Below are 16,036 nucleotides of genomic sequence, written 5' to 3'. Positions count from 1 at the left end.
GTGAAATTATTGGTCTAAGATTTTTGACACGTAACACTTATAGTTCATCTCACACACACGGGATAAAATTATGAAACCACTAGAATCATTCATTAAAAAGGCTACGATCGTCGGCTTTGGCCTTATGTCACCACTTGTTATCGCCGCTAATTATGATGTTGTAATTTTGAACGGCAGAGTTATCGACCCTGAAACAAATTTCGATTCTGTTGCTAATGTCGGGATCAAAGATAATAAGATCACAGCAATAACGACCGATAGTATTTCTGGGGATAAAACTATTGACGCTACAGGTAAAGTTGTTGCCCCTGGATTCATCGACGTCCACGCTCATGGTCAAAACATTGGTGACTACAGAATGCAGGCGATGCAAGGCGTTACCACTATGCTGGAACTCGAATCTGGTGTTCTACCTATCAGTGACTGGTATGCAGGACAAGCTGAAAAAGGCTTACCATTAAACTATGGTGCAGCAGCTGGTTGGACTTACGCTCGTATTGCTACATTTAGTGAGACGGAACCCGAAGCGACCGTTGGCTATTTCCAAAAAGCTCAATCACGTAATGATTGGAAGATGGATATAGCAACACCTGAGCAAGAAAGTAAAATCATCAAGCTGATTGAGCAAGGCCTTGATGAAGGTGGCCTAGGTATCGGTATTAACGCTGGCTATGCACCGGGCCATGGTCAAAAAGAATATTATGCATTGGCTGAATTAGCCGCAGAAAGAGACGTAGCAACCTATACTCACGTTCGCTATGCCAGCAATGCCGAGCCACAAAGCTCGTTTGAAGCCGTTAAAGAATTAGTGGGCAATGCCGCTATCACTGGCGCTCATATGCACTTTTGTCATATTAACAGTACTTCATTAAAAGATATCGAAACCATCTTACCTATGGTCAATAAGGCTCAAGAACAAGGAATCAATGTTACTGTGGGCGCTTACCCTTGGGGCGCAGCAAGTACTGTCGTTGGCGCAGCCATGTTTTCTGGTGAAGGCTGGCGGGAACGTATGGGTTCAACCGCTGAAAACTTTCAGCTAGGTAAAGAACGTATGACAGAAGAACAGTTGAAAGACTACCAAGAAAATAAACCTGGTACTTTTATTGTCTGGCACTTCCTAGACGAGCAAAACCCTAAAGATCTTGCTCTATTAGACGCTTCGATTCTAAATCCTAATGTGTTGATTGAATCTGACGAAATGTTCTGGATGCATATGGACGAAGACGGCCACATTGAAAATTATGCAGGTGACGAGTGGCCATTACCAAAAGATCTATTCTCTCATCCTAGATCAAATGGCACCTTTGCTAAAGTACTCAGAGTCTATGTTCGTGAGCGCGGCTTGTTAACGATGACGGAAGCACTACGTAAAATGACACTGATGCCAGCTCAATTAATAGAAGATTTTGTCCCTCAAATGAAAAATAAAGGACGAATTCAAACCAATATGGACGCAGATATCGTGGTATTCGACCCAGAAACTATCGCTGATGTGGGCACCTACCAAGATCCTAACCACCCAGCCGTAGGCGTACATTGGTTATTGGTTAACGGCAAAATCGTTGTCAACAACACACAACTAGATACAGACGTTAAAGCAGGCGAAGCCATTCGACGTTAATTCACCTAATCAATGATAAATCAGACTATAGAAAGCGATACTCAGGTATCGCTTTTTTATCTCACCTCTTCGATAATTTCTTAAAGTGTCACATATAATACTTTTAAATGAATTTTCTAATTGAGGTAACATTTAGATAGATTTGCCAAAAATATTCGACATAAATCACGTTTTTATCATGTCATTGGGCGTAGTTTATTTATAAAAAGGTGCATAAAAAGGTGCGTACAAAGGGCTTAACACTCCGTTTGATATAAATCCGTACCTATCTTTACTTCCAAACTTCCAAACTTCCAAACTTCCAAACTTCCAACATATTTATATTTTATAGAAGCTAACACTGTTAAGGAAAATTTCAAATATGGACAACAAATCTGAAATCGAACCAAGTAATGATAAAGCGACAAAGTCAGGTGCACCAAAATTACCAGAATTTGAAATAAAAGATTATTCAAAAATCCCTCAACGAACACACAAATATCCTGCATCTGAACGTGCAAAAAAAATTGTTCGAGATTCTATGGCTATTGACAGCCTTTTTTCCGGTCTTTGGCCCTCTCAATGGTCTTCACCTGAAGCACCAGAATTCCATGATGAAATGGACAAGTGCAAAGCCGCTGGATTCAAGGTACTAGCAGCATGTCCTTCCGCAGACTCGTTAGATGCCTCGGTTGAAGGCATTATGAAAGGCGCTCAGTTCTACCTAAGCAAAATGAAAGAACGCCCAGACGACTATATGATGATCCGCACTACCAAAGATATTGATGAAGCGGTAAAACAAAACAAATTGGGTATTTACTTCACTCACCAAGGTACTCAAATATTTGGTGGTGATGTTGATCGCGTAGGACTATGGCGTGAGATGGGCTATGGTTACTGTTTATTGGCATATAATCAACGTAATGATGTGGGTGATGGCTGCTTCGAAATTGAGAACCGTGGTCTAACTGAATATGGAAAAAAACTTGTCGACGCTTATAACCGATACGGTATGCCTGTTGATGTAAGCCATACTGGCGAACGAACCTCCTTAGATGCGATTGAACGCAGTAGCCAACCTGTCATTTCTTCGCATTCAGGTGCGAAAGCCATTGCCGATTATCAGAGAAGCCTTTCTGACGCTGTGATTAAAGGTGTTGCGGCAACCGGTGGGGTTTGCTCAATAAATATGGTGGCTGCCTTTATGGATACATCTAACCCAGATATATTGACGACTGAACAATTATTTCGACATATTGATTATATGGTCAACTTAGTCGGTATAGACCACGTTGGCTTCGGTTCAGACTATATCCCGAACATCAATTTTACAGCGTCTATTATTCAAACACCAATGGGGCAGAACGTATTCCCTGATGGTGGCTATAGTGCCGCTGTAGGAGCAAAAGGGTTTCCTACCCCAGCACCATATCAAATTGTTGCAGCTCTAATTGATACCATGCTTGAAAATGGATACTCAGAAGAAGACTGCAGCAAGTTCTTAGGTGGCAACATGTACCGAGTATTTGATCAAGTCTGGGTATAAGAAGTTTATTAAATTTACTCAATAATTAGCACTTCTAACATCTCGTTTAGAAGTGCTTTTTTAATCGCTTCGAATGAGACTGCAGTTTATGACTGCTCCTAACTTGTTATTGTCCAATTTCGTGCTGGTAGGTACCAGAATCTTCCGTGATTGTTAAGTTCGATGAAGGGATAAAACCTTCAAATCAATCTAAGTATGTTTTGAAAATGTGATTAAAAAGGCTGAATCAATAAACTGATCAGCCTCTATCGATTTATTCCATTAAAGGTAACGACTTCTCAAATGATCTTTGAAGTATTGCGCATTCAAGGTTTCACCTGTTGCACCTTTCACCAAATCATCAGTAGTAAGCAGGCTGCCTTTGCTCCAAATGTTCGATTCTAACCAATTGAAGATAGGGGATAGGTCACCGCTTTCAATCACTGAGTTCACATCCACTGTTTTCTTCATTGAAGCCATGAACTGAGCCGCGTACATCGCACCTAATTTGTAAGGTGGGAAGTAACCGAATGCGCCGTCCGTCCAGTGGAGAATGTGACCTGCATTTTAAGGTAGTTGCGGCTGTCCAAATTCTTGCTAACGGGGCGACTTAACTCACAAAGTACGAAAAGTGGGGGCAGAGTACAGTTCTTGACTCAAACGAATTCGCTAGTTTTTGCTCTGTAAATCGCACTGAAAGAGTCACACACATACAAGGTAGTATGAGCATAGCCTTGAACAAGCCCAAAATCCTCGCTGAGAGCGTTTGAGGAGGTCTGAGGGTTGTTTTTGGTAGCTAATTTACCCATTTACCATAATAAGAATGATGAACTCCGACTTTAATTGCATGAAACGAGAGCTATCTATTTAGTTTCACTGCTGCGACAATCTTAATTTCTTACTAAACTGGAATTAGTATTGAACTAATAAAAAAGGAATAGTTATGCGAATTGTTTTTTTTGTTTTTGCTCTTTTTTTTTCTTCCCTTTCATTTGGAGGTTTTAAACCAATTCACGATAAAGCCTTAGAAGAAAAAGCACTCGATGCATTAGAAGTTCACTTAGTAGCTGAAGGTTTGATAAGAGATGATGCTGAGCTAGCTCTCGCGTATGAGGAGGGAGGGAAGAGTATTTTTTTCTTTCGAGTAAGAGTGCATGAAGGTGGGGATGAGTTATATAGGGTTTTTTGCTCAAAGGCTAGGTGCCGTTTTAGTTATAACTGACAATTGAAGTTGTAGTGGTCTAATGATCCCTGACAATCACGTAAGCGACTTTTTCTATCCTTTTAATTCATGCTTTGCTTAATTGGCAATCTTGCTAAAACGGAAATGTCCAGAGGCTTCATAAGCCTGAAGCTTTACTCGTGGCGCTTTTCTTGCAAAGTGCCTGCTAGCTCAGATCTGCCCCAAAATCACTTAGATTGAATACTCTACATCGTTTAGGATGCGAACATTTTCCCTACTAAAAGTCATCCATCCTTATGAACTTTAGTTGTGAACAATTGCTATGTATCACATCAACCATTTAGTCACTTTATCTTCACGGGCTGGGGGTAAAATCACAACAAACTGTATGATATCTTTTATATTATTTAAAGGTACAGGGAAAGTGACATGACTGAAGAGATAGTCAGCTTGATACCTCACACTCCTATATAAAGGGTGTAATCCATCAAAACTCGAACTTAAAGTTAACTGAAACGAAAACAAGGCTCTAATTGAACCTTGTTAAAAAATTGGATGAGTCTATGAGTTAACGACGGAGACCGTCTTCAAATCGCTTGCGATAATTGTTTATCACGGTGATTAACGACTTTTTAATATCAACAATTTGTTTGGAATGTGGACACCAAAGCGCGAAGCCAAACTTGAAGCCCTCTAGCATCTCATCGGCTTCAACTGGCTCAATGGCATGATTGGCAAACTCAGTATTAGCGAAGGTTTTAGGCAGTAACGCCCAACCCAACCCCGCTTCGACCATCTTTATCACTAGGGCAAGTTGATCGATTGCTTCATTGTCTGAGCTGTAAATAATCTTCTCTGACATACCTTCTTCAATAAAAGATCGTAAGACAAATTGTTTGCTGTTTTTCAGAGCTACCAAGACTGCACTTTTCTCCAACCTAGATAGATCTCCACCTTTTTGAACAAAAGGGAGAAATTCGAAATGCCCAAGGAAAGTCGCATCAAAGCTATACATCGCCTGACGGTCATGCACATTGACGATACCAAAATGGTATTCGCCACTATCTATGCCTCTTTTGATGTCCTGTTTATTCCTAACAAAAAAGTTCACGCGCATTAGCGGAAAATCGCGAAGAAATTGCTGGCGGATTTCAACCAAAGCGCGATGAGGAATCACACTAGAATAAGCGATGTTGACGCTTTCTAATCCACCATAAGAGAGGCTTAGCGCCAATTTATCGAAAGTACGCGCTTGCTCGATGGTTAATTTAGCATTGTGATAAAGAAGGTGACCATCTTCAGTTGGCTCTACCGAACGCCCCACTCGTTCAAACAAACTGACCGCTAGTTGGTCTTCAAGGTTGGTAATCACCTGCCCTATCGTAGTTCGGTGCTTATTGAGTTTGACCGCGGCTTTGCTAAACGAGAGTTGTTCATAAACGGTCACGAACGCGAGAAGTTGTTCAAAACTAAAATTCATAGGTTTCGCTTCCTTTCTAGAGTGATTTACTTAAAATATGATAACTGATCTGCACCAGTGATACTGGACACTCGACTAAGCGAGTTGCCCTACTTCTGTTAATTCATGACTTACTAAATTAGATAAAACGCAACTCGGAAATGTCCAGGACCTTCACAGATGGCACTTCGTAACTCAGAAGTGCCCCTTTTCTAGTTAGAACCAAAGCTACCCTTCAGCCATAATTGTGACTTTTGACTTACAATACTTGTACTATGCTTTTTTCAGCTTGGTTCTACTTACACAGCAAGCTTTGCAAGTAGAAACCTTCAATGTAGTTGGGCGTTTTATCTACAGATAACGACTTCTCAAATGGTCTTTGAAGTATTGCGCATTCAAGGTTTCGCCCGTTGCACCTTTCACCAAGTCATCAGTGGTCAGCAGGCTGCCTTTGCTCCAAATGTTTGATTCTAACCAAGTGAAGATAGGGGATAGGTCACCGCTTTCAATCACAGAGTTTATATCTACCGTTTTCTTCATTGAAGCCATGAACTGCGCCGCGTACATCGCACCTAATGTGTACGATGGGAAGTAACCAAATGCGCCGTCTGTCCAGTGGATGTCTTGCATACAGCCGTTAGTGAAGTTGCCTTGAGTGCTTAAACCAAGGTAAGACTGCATCTTGGTATTCCATAACTCTGGCACGTCAGTGTGTTTGATCTTGCCGTTGATCAAGTCACGCTCAATCTCGTAACGCAGGATAACGTGTGCAGGGTAGGTCAGTTCATCGGCATCAACACGGATGAAGTCTTTCTTCACGCGCGTGTAGATCTTCTGGAAGTTTTCTTTCTCAAATTCTGAGCCTGAGAATTGCTGACCAGCCAAGTTCGCTAAGTGTCCAATGAACGGGTCGCTGCGGCCGACTTGCATCTCGAAGAATAAAGATTGAGATTCATGAATGCCCATAGAACGAGCTTCCCCCGCTGGTTGTCCTGCTAGGTGTTTTGGTAAGCCTTGTTCGTAACGTGCGTGGCCTGTTTCATGCACAATACCCATTAAGCTTTGAACGAATTCCGCTTCGTCATAGCGTGTTGTGATACGCACGTCTGAAGGGACGCCGCCACAGAATGGGTGAACACTTTCATCCAATCGGCCGTGTTCAAAATCGAACTGAAGCAGCTTCATGACTTCTAAACCCAGTGCTTTCTGTTTCTCGGTCGAATAGATACCTGATGGTGCGTTAAATTGCTCGCTCGATTGTTTTTCGATCACTTCATCAATTAAACCTGGAAGCCAAGTTTTAACGTCTGCAAATAGGGTATCAAGTGAAGTAGAGCTGGTGCCCGGTTCATAAATATCCAGCATCGCATCATAAGGCGTTAGATTGGCTGCGTCTGCGCGAATCTGCGCTTCTTCACGAGAAAGCTCAACCACTTCACGCCAGTTCTTTTCGAATCCAACCCAGTCGTTGTTACCGCGTTGGCTACGCCACGCATGTTCACATTTTGAACCCGATAGAGATTTCGCTTCAACCAGTTTTTCTGGAAGTAGGTTTGCTTGTTGCCACTGGCGTTTTATTTCACGAAGTGACGATTGTTGCTCAGTGTTCAGCGCTTCATTTTCAGCGTCTGCAATCCAATCGCCAAGCTGTGGTTGAGTCATTAAGCCGTGAATATGAACAGAAAGCTCGGCCATCGCTTCACTACGAGCTTGGTTACCACCTGCTGGCATCATTGAAGCTTGGTCCCAACCACAAATAGAAGCTAGGTGTTGAAAGCGTGAACATTTTTGAGAGTGTTCGACTAGTTTTTTGAATGCGCTCATTTGACTACTCTTAATTTGGTTTCTTTAAATGATCCTTAGGGCTGCGTCAGCGTTAAGGTTCATCTCGTGTACTTTGATTATGGCTTTGCTTTTTAATGACGCCGACCTTCGCAGTCGAAGATATAGCGAGAAAAGCATGAGGCGGTACGATGCCTTGAATTTACTATTTCTTAACAAATCAAACTGTTCTATTGTGCACAAAATCAGTGAGTTGTATAGCTGGTGGCAATTGTTGCTTGCGAATTGTTCAGATACACGGTATTGATGATAGATCGCTGAACAAAAATGACAATGATATGGATATTTTGAACTTTGAGGCATTTCTAATTGCCATCACTATTTTAACGCTAACGCCGGGCTTAGATACGGCTTTGGTGATTCGCAATACTAGCCGCTCTGGCTTAGCTGACGGTTGTATGACGAGCTTTGGTATTTGTAGCGGCTTGTATGTACACGCGTTTTTCTCTGCTGTGGGTATATCTGCAATCCTCGCCCAATCCGCTGAACTCTTTCAAGCCGTTAAGATGGTAGGTGCGGTTTACCTCATCTGGCTTGGCTTAAGCAGTTTGCGAGCGTTGATGAAAAACGGTGGCGGTTTGAAGGTCGGAGAACAAGCTCAGCAGGCTTACAGTGCAAAGCGTTCTTTGCGTGAAGGCTTTCTGTCTAACGTTCTTAACCCAAAAACAGCAGTTTTCTATCTGGCCTTTTTACCTCAATTTGTAAACCCTGAAGGTTCGCCTTTATTGCAATCTATGTTGATGGCTTCGGTACACTTTATGATTGCGATGGTATGGCAATGTGGTTTGGCTGGCGCGCTTAACTCGGCTAAAAATTTGCTCAAAAACGCGAGTTTTATGAAGTGGATGGAAGGCGTGACGGGCATGGTGCTGGTTGGGCTGGGTGTTAAGCTTCTGATGGAAGAGCCTGTGTAGTTCACCGTTTTCAGTTGAACATGAATATATGAAAGCCCACGATGTGTCGTGGGCTTTGTGCTTTATTACTGGTAGATCTTTGTACCGATCTTATTCTACAGCGCAGTTATTCAACGACGCTAATGTTCATCTCAGCACCTTCGAAACCTAAGTCACTCAACTCATCGGCGTTAAAGTTGGTGGTAACTTCGATGTCGCCAATGCGCTCAGTAGATTCGTTGACGGAATCAGTACTTCTTTTGCTGCGTAGATTGTTAGTAATTGGTGTTGCTTGTCCAATTTCGATAGTACCTGCAAATTGAGATTCAGCGTAGAAATCTCCAGACACGTAAGAGTGGAAGGGGCGTAAGCTTCCGCCAGTCGCGTATTGCATGCTTGATAAGCCAGCTTCTTTAATCGCCCAGCCCCAATCCCACCATTTAGTTTCACCTGGGATGTAACGGTGATCCCATTGGTAGCGAATGTCGGCAGATTCACTGCTGCCACGGCCCATGGTGAAGGTATGAGCCTTGTACGGGCGGTTATCTGGATGAGAGTGCCACGCGTTGCCACCCCAACGAAGGAAGCCGTTGAATTCAACATCGTAGCTAATATCGGCGTTGAATCGGTACGGGTAAGAGATGCTTGAGCGATACAGCTCAACTCGAATCGGTAGCTCCGAATTCGCAGGAACCATAGGACGAGCTTGAAGTGTTACTTGTTCGCTAGTGGAGTTGCCATTTGTTTCAGCGAAGCTTTGGTTAGCCTCGAACTTAACGGTGAGCTTAGTTTCGCCAACCAAAGGCCACTTGAAGGTGTTCTCTGTTTGAACGCTCTGTGAGAATCCGTAGCTGTTCGTTTTCGACCAGTTTGTTGATTCGTCTACTTTTAGGTCTACCACCACTTGTTGCGCGATGTTGCTGTTGTTTCTTGCCGTCGCGTAAACCGTTTTCACTAGTTCACGATCCGACTCGACAACATCACCATGCCAAAAGTTGTCGTCGTTAACGGTGTAGGCAAAATTGTCGACGGTGATTTTGGTTTTTTCATCACAGCGATAGCCGCTACAAGAGCCATTGTTATTTCCTTGTATTACCCAACTGTTGCCAGAGCGCTTTATCGTCATGTCTTCGCCCACGTACTGACTGTTATTACCGCCAACCCAAGCGTAACCTAGGTTGTGGGCTAAGTAGCTTAATGGGCGTACAAAGTCGTTACGGTTGTTCACTAATTCATACTGAACATCGATTTCGCTGCCTTCCTGAACCGATTTGGCGGAATAGTTAGGGATTTCAGATTGGTCGTTGTTTGGGTAACAGAACGTTGACCCACTGCTTGATTGCTTAATTTCGCCATGATAACCCGGCCCCATGATTACCCAGTTTCCTTTTAACCCGGTGATCTGCCAAGTGCCCATGCGAGCGACCAAAGTACTCTTCTGCTCTTCTGCTTCATAACGGTCTATAGGACGATAACCAGAGCGACAGACATCTTCACCAAGTTGGTCAAACACTATTTGGTCTGGGTAAATCTTCGCATTTACACCGGTTGATAGAACAGACAACACTGCGGTTGCTAAGAGACTTCTGTTTACTGTGATCATTAACAATTCCCTCATTTGTAATTTTTCTATTTTGATAATGTTTTGTGTGCCGTGCAGTTAACAAGACAAGTTCACTTTTTCATGTTGATAAATAGATAGATACTGAAAAGGGTTGAATTAAATTACCCAGTTAATTCAATAGCTTGTATTGTCATTAGTGTTTTTACGGTGAAAGAGTATGCAACTGAACGTAAATTGTTTGATGGGGCTCAAACCGTTTTTAGAAAAATGAAGGCCCATTATTCGGGCTTAGACGTCAAAATTATTTGACGTTATTTTTGGCGTTTGTATGAATGGTTAATTAGAAGAACAGGTATAACCATTCACAATACTCGTAGTTTTAAGGTGGGCAGGTAGTGAGTGACAAAGAGTAAAAATCTAACTTGAATATTTTGCTTTGCTATCGGTTTTAAAATGCAAACACTTAAAGTAAGGAAGACTGTAATAATTGTATTACTGATAAAATAATGAAAATAACCATCCGTTTTTTATGTGTAATATCGGAAAAGCTTGCTACTTGATAATAGGGCACTTGTTGCTAGTGGTTAAACTATCTCTAATTATCGTTTGGCCAGAAGTTGCGTTCGGCCTGTATTACACGTTTTAATGATGGCAAATAAATCATTCGAACTTAAGATATCAATCTTTACCGTTAATGGGTCATTGTTGATTAACAGGTAAGGCGCCAATCGGCTGTCATTCATTGTTTTATTTATTTTTTGCACAGAGACTAAGTCAATGGTGCCAGAAATAGAAAAGAAAAGTGATTGAGAAGGACGGGCTGTTCCTCTGAATCGCAGAACAAGTGGGTCGGGCATGTTGTCGTCTTGAACGGACATCAGGTGCAGCACCTTGTTGTTACTTATTTTCGTTAATCCGTCGGTACGTAATACATTGTCATTCACTATCAGGTCCACCACGCTATGTTGGTAGCGATGCTCTTCTTTTGGTTGGGGCGAAGGGATACTCCATATGCCAACCAATAAAACGAATGCAGAAATGAGCGCAACGATTGGCATCATAATTGACCTCTTTCTAGGAATAGGGCCAGTTCGGTACTGGCTTGATCTAGTTGGGTTGGCGTGTAAAAGATGTTGACGGACTGGCGTGTGGCTTTGTTCAGAATAGAGAGCTCAGAATATTCCGCTTCTTCGCTAATGTACGCCACGCAATCACATTGATACTGATAGAGAATGCTTTCTAGCTCTGGCGTCATCGCCATTTCAGGGGCTTGGAAAACTTGTATTTGACCTATCCATTGCTCGCTGAGCCGGTTAACGGGTTTGATATCGCTGAGGTTTATCTCATTAACCTTAGCAAAAGCCAATAACGCTGATGCCAACAGTAAGCAGCCAGTGGTGAAGTAGCACAACTTGTTTCGGTTTTCAGCAGTGGGAAAGTAAGCCGACGAACTTTGTTTAGGGTTAGGCTTAGGTTCGACTGCAACAGCTGCACCGATAGCAATACCGTTATTGCCGACGGGTATCAGGTTGCTCGCATCAGCAAGGGGAGTTGTGGCTGCATTATTGATGGGGGAGTCGATTACCACGCACTCATCGATAAGGCGATAGCCCACCTTAGGAACGGTGACGATTGGGGTTTCTTTGATGCCTAATCTAACGAACCCTTGGCGCAGTAAACTTATACTTTTCGCTAGTGACGTATCCCCTATGAACTCGTTTCCCCAAGCGAAGCTAATAATATCTTGTTTGTTAACAATATCGGGTGAGTTTTTATGTAATAACTCCAGGACCCGAGTTTCACGGTATCCTACTTTAATAGAACGTTCGTCGTTATAAATACGGTTTTTAATCGGGTCGAATCTGATCATATAGCCAACGTTTTATTTTTATTATAATTCTCTCTACAATGTAGATGACTATAAACTGACTAATATATGAATTAAAGTCACATGTTTTATTCTTCTGGTTTTTTGTGTCGTTGAAACGAAAAGAAATTTAATATGTTTGTTACAAAATGCCTGACACCTACGCACAATCTGTTAAATATAAGTAATATCTAATTAAGTGTTGGTTTTATTAGTGTTCTTTTTAGTAGTCTTCTATCTTCTTTATTAAATCGCATAGTGGTCGATTTAATATTCTTGTTATTTATAAGGGCATATGTGCTGCATAATAATTTAAGACGTTTCGCTATGTGATGAAAATAAAAAAGCCCGCAGTTGAATGCGGGCTTGGTATTCAATCACTTCAGTTTACGCTTTAACTGCTTCACAATCATTTGAAGACGTCAACGGTTTGAAGAATAGCTTGGTTTCTTCGATAACAACGTGGCGCAGCAAGATAAGCCCGATTAGGTTCGGAATTGCCATTAGGCCGTTCACGATATCAGCCATTATCCAGATCATGTCGAGCTTTAAGAATGCACCAGAAGCCACCAACGCAATGAAGATGATCTTGTAAGGCAATACAGCTTTGGTACCTAGCAAGAACACAACACAGCGCTCACCGTAGTAGTTCCAACCTAAAATTGTTGTAAACGCAAAGAAGATTAAGCCAACAGAAACCAACATAGGGCCAAGGGTATCTGCATTCAGACCAACAGCGAATGCGTGAGTGGTCATCGCAGCGCCTGAAAGATCAGTCTGCCAAGCACCCGTTAAGATAAGCGCCAAACCTGTCATCGTACAGATGATGATGGTGTCGAAGAAGGTACCTGTCATAGAGACAAGTCCTTGTTTCACACATGAGTCTGTTTTAGCCGCTGCTGCAGCCATTGGTGCGCTACCTAGGCCAGATTCGTTCGAGAACACACCACGAGCGATACCTGATTGGATAGCAAGCATGATGCTCGCGCCAAAGAAACCACCGGTTGCTGCTGTGTTGGTAAACGCAGAAGTCACAACAAGGGTAATGGCATTCAGTAGTTGGTCGGCATTTGAAATCAGAACGCTTAAACACGCGACGACGTACATAACCGCCATAGTAGGAACAACTTTCCCTGCCACTTTAGCGATAGATTGGATACCACCAAGGGTAACCACTGCCACTAATATCGTAAGAACGACAGCAGACATCTCACGCGAAGCGCCAAATGAGATTTGAGTTGCGTCCAAGATAGCGTTGACTTGTGGGAAGGTACCGATACCGAAGCAAGCAACGCCGAGCGCGAAGACAGCGAACATTACCGCTAAGATTCGTGAGCCGACACCGTATTGCAGGTAGTACATTGGGCCGCCAACCATTTCGCCATTGCTATCGGTTCTGCGGTATTTAACGGCGAGTAGACATTCTGCGTACTTGGTCGCCATACCAAATACAGCGGCAAGCCACATCCAGAATAGGGCACCAGGGCCACCAATCTTGATTGCGGTCGCTACACCAACGATGTTACCTGTACCAATGGTTGCTGAAAGTGCAGTACACAAAGCCGCGAAACTCGATACGTCACCCGTACCAGATTTGTCTTTGCTGAACACCATTTTCAGTGCAGTTGGGAGGTGTCTAAACTGGAGTAAGCCTAAGCGAAAAGTAAAGTAGATACCTGTACCCACTAGCAGAATAAGCAGTGGTGGTCCCCAAACGAATTGGTTGATGGTTTGTAGTGTAGCTTGTAGGTGGTTCATAGATTCCCCTTAATAAATTAAAAATTTAAGGAGAAGAGGGAAGGCAGTGCAGATCTCAGGGATCGGGGGCACTACTTAATACATACGGATTTCTAGATAGAATTCTTGTGTTAATTAAGGCTGTTGCTTTCCACTCCTCTGTCCTTTTGCCTGAGAGTTTCACTTAGCGAATCACTTATAGATAAGTAACGGGCACTAAGCTTGCTCCTTCGGCGACCGATCTAACGGTTCTCTCCAGAGGTTCCTAAACATACAGTCCTCACTTTTCTGGATTTCTCCAGCATAAAGCACCTGAAAGATTTACTTCTTCGGTAAGGTGTTAATTCACCTTTCTCCAATATGTCATCATCGGAACTAACTCATTGATTAATAGCTACTTATAGAAGTGCTTAGTTAATCAGTTAAGTTAAGATATTGCTGAAATTTAGCAATAGGAGGAATCTAACATAGTGATCAGGAATATCAAGGGGTTTATAGTGTAGTGCAGTTCAGTAGTGCAATTTGTAACCCATAATGTAGCGCACCATTAGTGAATGATGCTGCTACGTAAATTGGGGAAGAAGGTTATTAATGAATCTTTAACATGTTGTTGTGGGATTAGGTCAGTGTGGTATGCAATTTCTTGGGCTAACTCTGTCTTCTTGAGAATATAAGTCCTAAAAGCCTCTATCTCATTATCTGATGTATGTAACCAAAGCCTTTTCTGTCTGAGTGTGTCATTACAAAAAGGAGCATATTTATTCTTCTTTTTACAGACCCCCATTAAGTACTTACCTCTAGATTGAGTTTGTATGAACATGTTCACTTTCTTAAGAAGGAAGCAACAAGTAGAAGGGGAATAGGTTTTAGAACCATTACCAAGTAAGTCTTTATCTAGTTCTAGCTTACTGATATCACCAACTTCTTTCTCTTGCTCAATGCACCACTTTCTAAAGTTGGAGAAGGTAAGCCATTCATCACAGACCGTTACTTCTCTATATGAGGGTTTACGTTGCGTATAGGGTTCGCTGTAGCAACGTTCTAGTAGCTTTTGCCATTTCTGATAATAAGGGCATTTAGTAGTGTGGTATGGGGCATCATTGATGCCAACTCCATACAGTGGTTTTCGATGTGAGAATCTTTTATTAATCATAATGATCCTTAAATTGAGGCTTGATATACCAATCACCAGTGAACCAATGAGCTGTTGGCTTGATTGGCTCTTTACCAACTTCCTTCCATGTAATCTTTCCAGTAGCAAGGTCTTGCTTTCTATGTTGCCAAGCAATGTGTTCCCACTTCTTTTTATCTATCCATCTACGAGCATTATTTTCTCTTACCTTACGCTCTTCACTAGCTCGTTGTTGAATGGCATTAGTACGCTTTTTAAGCTTGATACTAGCGTCTTCTAATTTTCTAGCTGTGATAGCCTTACGTTTCTCTTCCTGTGCTCTGAGAGCTTTCTGAATCTCTTCTTGAGCCTTCTTATTCTGTAATTCATTGTCTTCTTTCTCTTTTTTATCTGCTAAGAATTTAGCGTGGTCACTCCACCTAGTATCAGGCTTGGGATTCTTCGAAGGGAGCTTATCTAGCTCCTCAATCCATAGTTGTTTTAAAGTAGACATCGAGCCTCCTTAAATCTTAATTTTTGTGTCTTTGTATAGTTCAGCAATCTTCTCGTGAGACTGTTGCATTGCTTTCATAAATTCATCATCACTGTAACCCTCGAACTTAGAAGGAAGAGGTGGGATAGAGTCATGTAAAGGTTCGTTGATAAAAAGGAAGAAAGCAGGATCTGTCATATCTGGCATATCACATAGCAGACCATAAGCAGCAAGAATCCTTTTACGTGCAAACCAGTTGATACCAGCTCGCTTCATTTGTTCATTGGCATCTTCAGGGCTGGTAGATAAGGCACACCAAGCTTGTGCTCTGTTGCCCTTATGCTTAGAACCAGAGAACTGGATAGCCTCTGGCGTTACTTTCTTATGCGGTGTACGAGTAGGGGTAGGGATTGTCCTAATACTGTGTGTCATTGATTACTTCCTTATTTTCAATTCTTAATTTCTTAATACGGCTGATCGTCTTATATGTGCATCCCATTTCTTCAGCTATATCCTTCAATAGATTGCCTTCATCAATATATGAGTAGATGAGTTCAATCTGTTCTGCATTGAACATAGGATTACGTCCTCTTGTTTCTACTTTAGTTAATCGTTTCATATTAATTCCTTATCTTATATTCAATACTTAATCTGTTAACTATATATACCCATAAAACAGCTATTTTGTGACATTATTTTAACTTATATTTTATTCTGATATTTTTGTCACACTTATACATGTTTATGGGTATATATAAG

General features: G+C 42.0%; 14 protein-coding genes, 1 pseudogene and 1 riboswitch. Of the genes and pseudogenes, 4 read left to right on the top strand and 11 right to left on the bottom strand.

Annotated elements, in window-relative coordinates:
* Window positions 1–70: 70 nt before the first annotated feature.
* Entirely contained in the window at window positions 71–1,624 is a 1,554-nt protein-coding gene (locus AB4482_RS04035; RefSeq protein WP_017062426.1) for an amidohydrolase family protein, read from the top strand.
* A 361-nt stretch (window positions 1,625–1,985) separates the two neighbouring features.
* The gene (locus AB4482_RS04030; protein WP_017029485.1) at window positions 1,986–3,149 is read left to right on the top strand and encodes a dipeptidase; all 1,164 of its coding nucleotides are present in this window, start codon (window positions 1,986–1,988) and stop codon (window positions 3,147–3,149) included.
* Window positions 3,150–3,410: 261 nt separating this feature from the next.
* Here the strand turns inward: AB4482_RS04030 and AB4482_RS04025 are convergent.
* Window positions 3,411–3,680: pseudogene (locus AB4482_RS04025) on the bottom strand (carboxypeptidase M32); the annotation flags it as partial.
* Window positions 3,681–4,071: 391 nt separating this feature from the next.
* On the opposite strand from AB4482_RS04025, the gene AB4482_RS04020 reads away from it, so the two are divergent.
* Window positions 4,072–4,350 carry a hypothetical protein gene (locus tag AB4482_RS04020; RefSeq protein WP_102321458.1) on the top strand — a complete coding sequence of 93 codons (279 nt, stop codon included), beginning with the start codon at window positions 4,072–4,074 and terminating at the stop codon, window positions 4,348–4,350.
* Between the two features lie 529 nt (window positions 4,351–4,879).
* Here the strand turns inward: AB4482_RS04020 and AB4482_RS04015 are convergent.
* Together AB4482_RS04015 and AB4482_RS04010 are read right to left on the bottom strand one after the other, a co-directional pair.
* Window positions 4,880–5,791: a LysR family transcriptional regulator gene (locus AB4482_RS04015; RefSeq protein ID WP_017069525.1), complete on the bottom strand. Its 912-nt coding sequence runs from the start codon at window positions 5,789–5,791 to the stop codon at window positions 4,880–4,882.
* Window positions 5,792–6,121: 330 nt separating this feature from the next.
* Complete coding sequence (locus AB4482_RS04010; RefSeq protein WP_017066275.1) at window positions 6,122–7,594, bottom strand: carboxypeptidase M32; 1,473 nt, start codon at window positions 7,592–7,594, stop codon at window positions 6,122–6,124.
* Window positions 7,595–7,890: 296 nt separating this feature from the next.
* Between AB4482_RS04010 and AB4482_RS04005 the strand changes: the two genes are divergently transcribed.
* Window positions 7,891–8,526, top strand: a complete 636-nt coding sequence (locus AB4482_RS04005; protein WP_017058961.1) for a LysE family translocator — start codon at window positions 7,891–7,893, stop codon at window positions 8,524–8,526.
* Between the two features lie 106 nt (window positions 8,527–8,632).
* Here AB4482_RS04005 and AB4482_RS04000 read toward each other — a convergent pair whose 3' ends face one another.
* The 8 genes from AB4482_RS04000 to AB4482_RS03965 all read right to left on the bottom strand — a co-directional run bounded on the left by AB4482_RS04000 (window position 8,633) and on the right by AB4482_RS03965 (window position 15,896).
* Window positions 8,633–10,108 (bottom strand): aerolysin family beta-barrel pore-forming toxin, encoded by a 1,476-nt coding sequence (locus tag AB4482_RS04000; RefSeq protein ID WP_017063796.1) that lies wholly within the window; start codon window positions 10,106–10,108, stop codon window positions 8,633–8,635.
* Window positions 10,109–10,668: 560 nt separating this feature from the next.
* Entirely contained in the window at window positions 10,669–11,130 is a 462-nt protein-coding gene (locus AB4482_RS03995; protein ID WP_017059728.1) for a hypothetical protein, read from the bottom strand.
* Entirely contained in the window at window positions 11,127–11,939 is an 813-nt protein-coding gene (locus AB4482_RS03990; protein ID WP_017069349.1) for a winged helix-turn-helix domain-containing protein, read from the bottom strand. Before AB4482_RS03990 ends, AB4482_RS03995 begins: the two co-directional genes overlap by 4 nt.
* 384 nt (window positions 11,940–12,323) lie before the next feature.
* On the bottom strand, window positions 12,324–13,694 hold the full coding sequence (locus AB4482_RS03985) for a sodium:alanine symporter family protein (protein ID WP_017059726.1): 1,371 nt from the start codon (window positions 13,692–13,694) through the stop codon (window positions 12,324–12,326).
* 128 nt (window positions 13,695–13,822) lie between these two features.
* Window positions 13,823–13,942, bottom strand: a riboswitch (glycine riboswitch).
* Window positions 13,943–14,220: 278 nt separating this feature from the next.
* A complete protein-coding gene (locus tag AB4482_RS03980) occupies window positions 14,221–14,826 on the bottom strand; it encodes a hypothetical protein (protein ID WP_372180577.1) in 606 nt (201 codons plus the stop codon).
* Window positions 14,819–15,298, bottom strand: a complete 480-nt coding sequence (locus AB4482_RS03975; protein WP_372180576.1) for a hypothetical protein — start codon at window positions 15,296–15,298, stop codon at window positions 14,819–14,821. The genes AB4482_RS03980 and AB4482_RS03975 overlap by 8 nt, the downstream gene beginning before the upstream one ends.
* Before the next feature lie 9 nt (window positions 15,299–15,307).
* Window positions 15,308–15,709 carry a hypothetical protein gene (locus tag AB4482_RS03970; protein ID WP_372180574.1) on the bottom strand — a complete coding sequence of 134 codons (402 nt, stop codon included), beginning with the start codon at window positions 15,707–15,709 and terminating at the stop codon, window positions 15,308–15,310.
* Entirely contained in the window at window positions 15,693–15,896 is a 204-nt protein-coding gene (locus AB4482_RS03965) for a hypothetical protein (RefSeq protein WP_108188359.1), read from the bottom strand. The genes AB4482_RS03970 and AB4482_RS03965 overlap by 17 nt, the downstream gene beginning before the upstream one ends.
* Between the last annotated feature and the right edge of the window lie 140 nt (window positions 15,897–16,036).

Source organism: Vibrio sp. 10N.222.55.C7 (assembly GCF_041473335.1).
Classification (GTDB): Bacteria; Pseudomonadota; Gammaproteobacteria; order Enterobacterales; family Vibrionaceae; genus Vibrio; species Vibrio crassostreae_C.
Note: the sequence above shows the minus strand (reverse complement) of the source record. Positions and strands in the feature narration are given on the sequence as shown.

Coding starts and splice junctions, on each gene's coding strand:
- AB4482_RS04030 (WP_017029485.1), top strand. CDS start 1,986: ATGGACAACAAATCTGAAATCGAACCAAGTAATGATAAAGCGACAAAG.
- AB4482_RS03980 (WP_372180577.1), bottom strand. CDS start 14,826: ATGATTAATAAAAGATTCTCACATCGAAAACCACTGTATGGAGTTGGC.
- AB4482_RS03975 (WP_372180576.1), bottom strand. CDS start 15,298: ATGTCTACTTTAAAACAACTATGGATTGAGGAGCTAGATAAGCTCCCT.
- AB4482_RS03995 (WP_017059728.1), bottom strand. CDS start 11,130: ATGATGCCAATCGTTGCGCTCATTTCTGCATTCGTTTTATTGGTTGGC.
- AB4482_RS04020 (WP_102321458.1), top strand. CDS start 4,072: ATGCGAATTGTTTTTTTTGTTTTTGCTCTTTTTTTTTCTTCCCTTTCA.
- AB4482_RS03965 (WP_108188359.1), bottom strand. CDS start 15,896: ATGAAACGATTAACTAAAGTAGAAACAAGAGGACGTAATCCTATGTTC.
- AB4482_RS03970 (WP_372180574.1), bottom strand. CDS start 15,709: ATGACACACAGTATTAGGACAATCCCTACCCCTACTCGTACACCGCAT.
- AB4482_RS03985 (WP_017059726.1), bottom strand. CDS start 13,694: ATGAACCACCTACAAGCTACACTACAAACCATCAACCAATTCGTTTGG.
- AB4482_RS04005 (WP_017058961.1), top strand. CDS start 7,891: ATGGATATTTTGAACTTTGAGGCATTTCTAATTGCCATCACTATTTTA.
- AB4482_RS04000 (WP_017063796.1), bottom strand. CDS start 10,108: ATGATCACAGTAAACAGAAGTCTCTTAGCAACCGCAGTGTTGTCTGTT.
- AB4482_RS03990 (WP_017069349.1), bottom strand. CDS start 11,939: ATGATCAGATTCGACCCGATTAAAAACCGTATTTATAACGACGAACGT.
- AB4482_RS04015 (WP_017069525.1), bottom strand. CDS start 5,791: ATGAATTTTAGTTTTGAACAACTTCTCGCGTTCGTGACCGTTTATGAA.
- AB4482_RS04035 (WP_017062426.1), top strand. CDS start 71: ATGAAACCACTAGAATCATTCATTAAAAAGGCTACGATCGTCGGCTTT.
- AB4482_RS04010 (WP_017066275.1), bottom strand. CDS start 7,594: ATGAGCGCATTCAAAAAACTAGTCGAACACTCTCAAAAATGTTCACGC.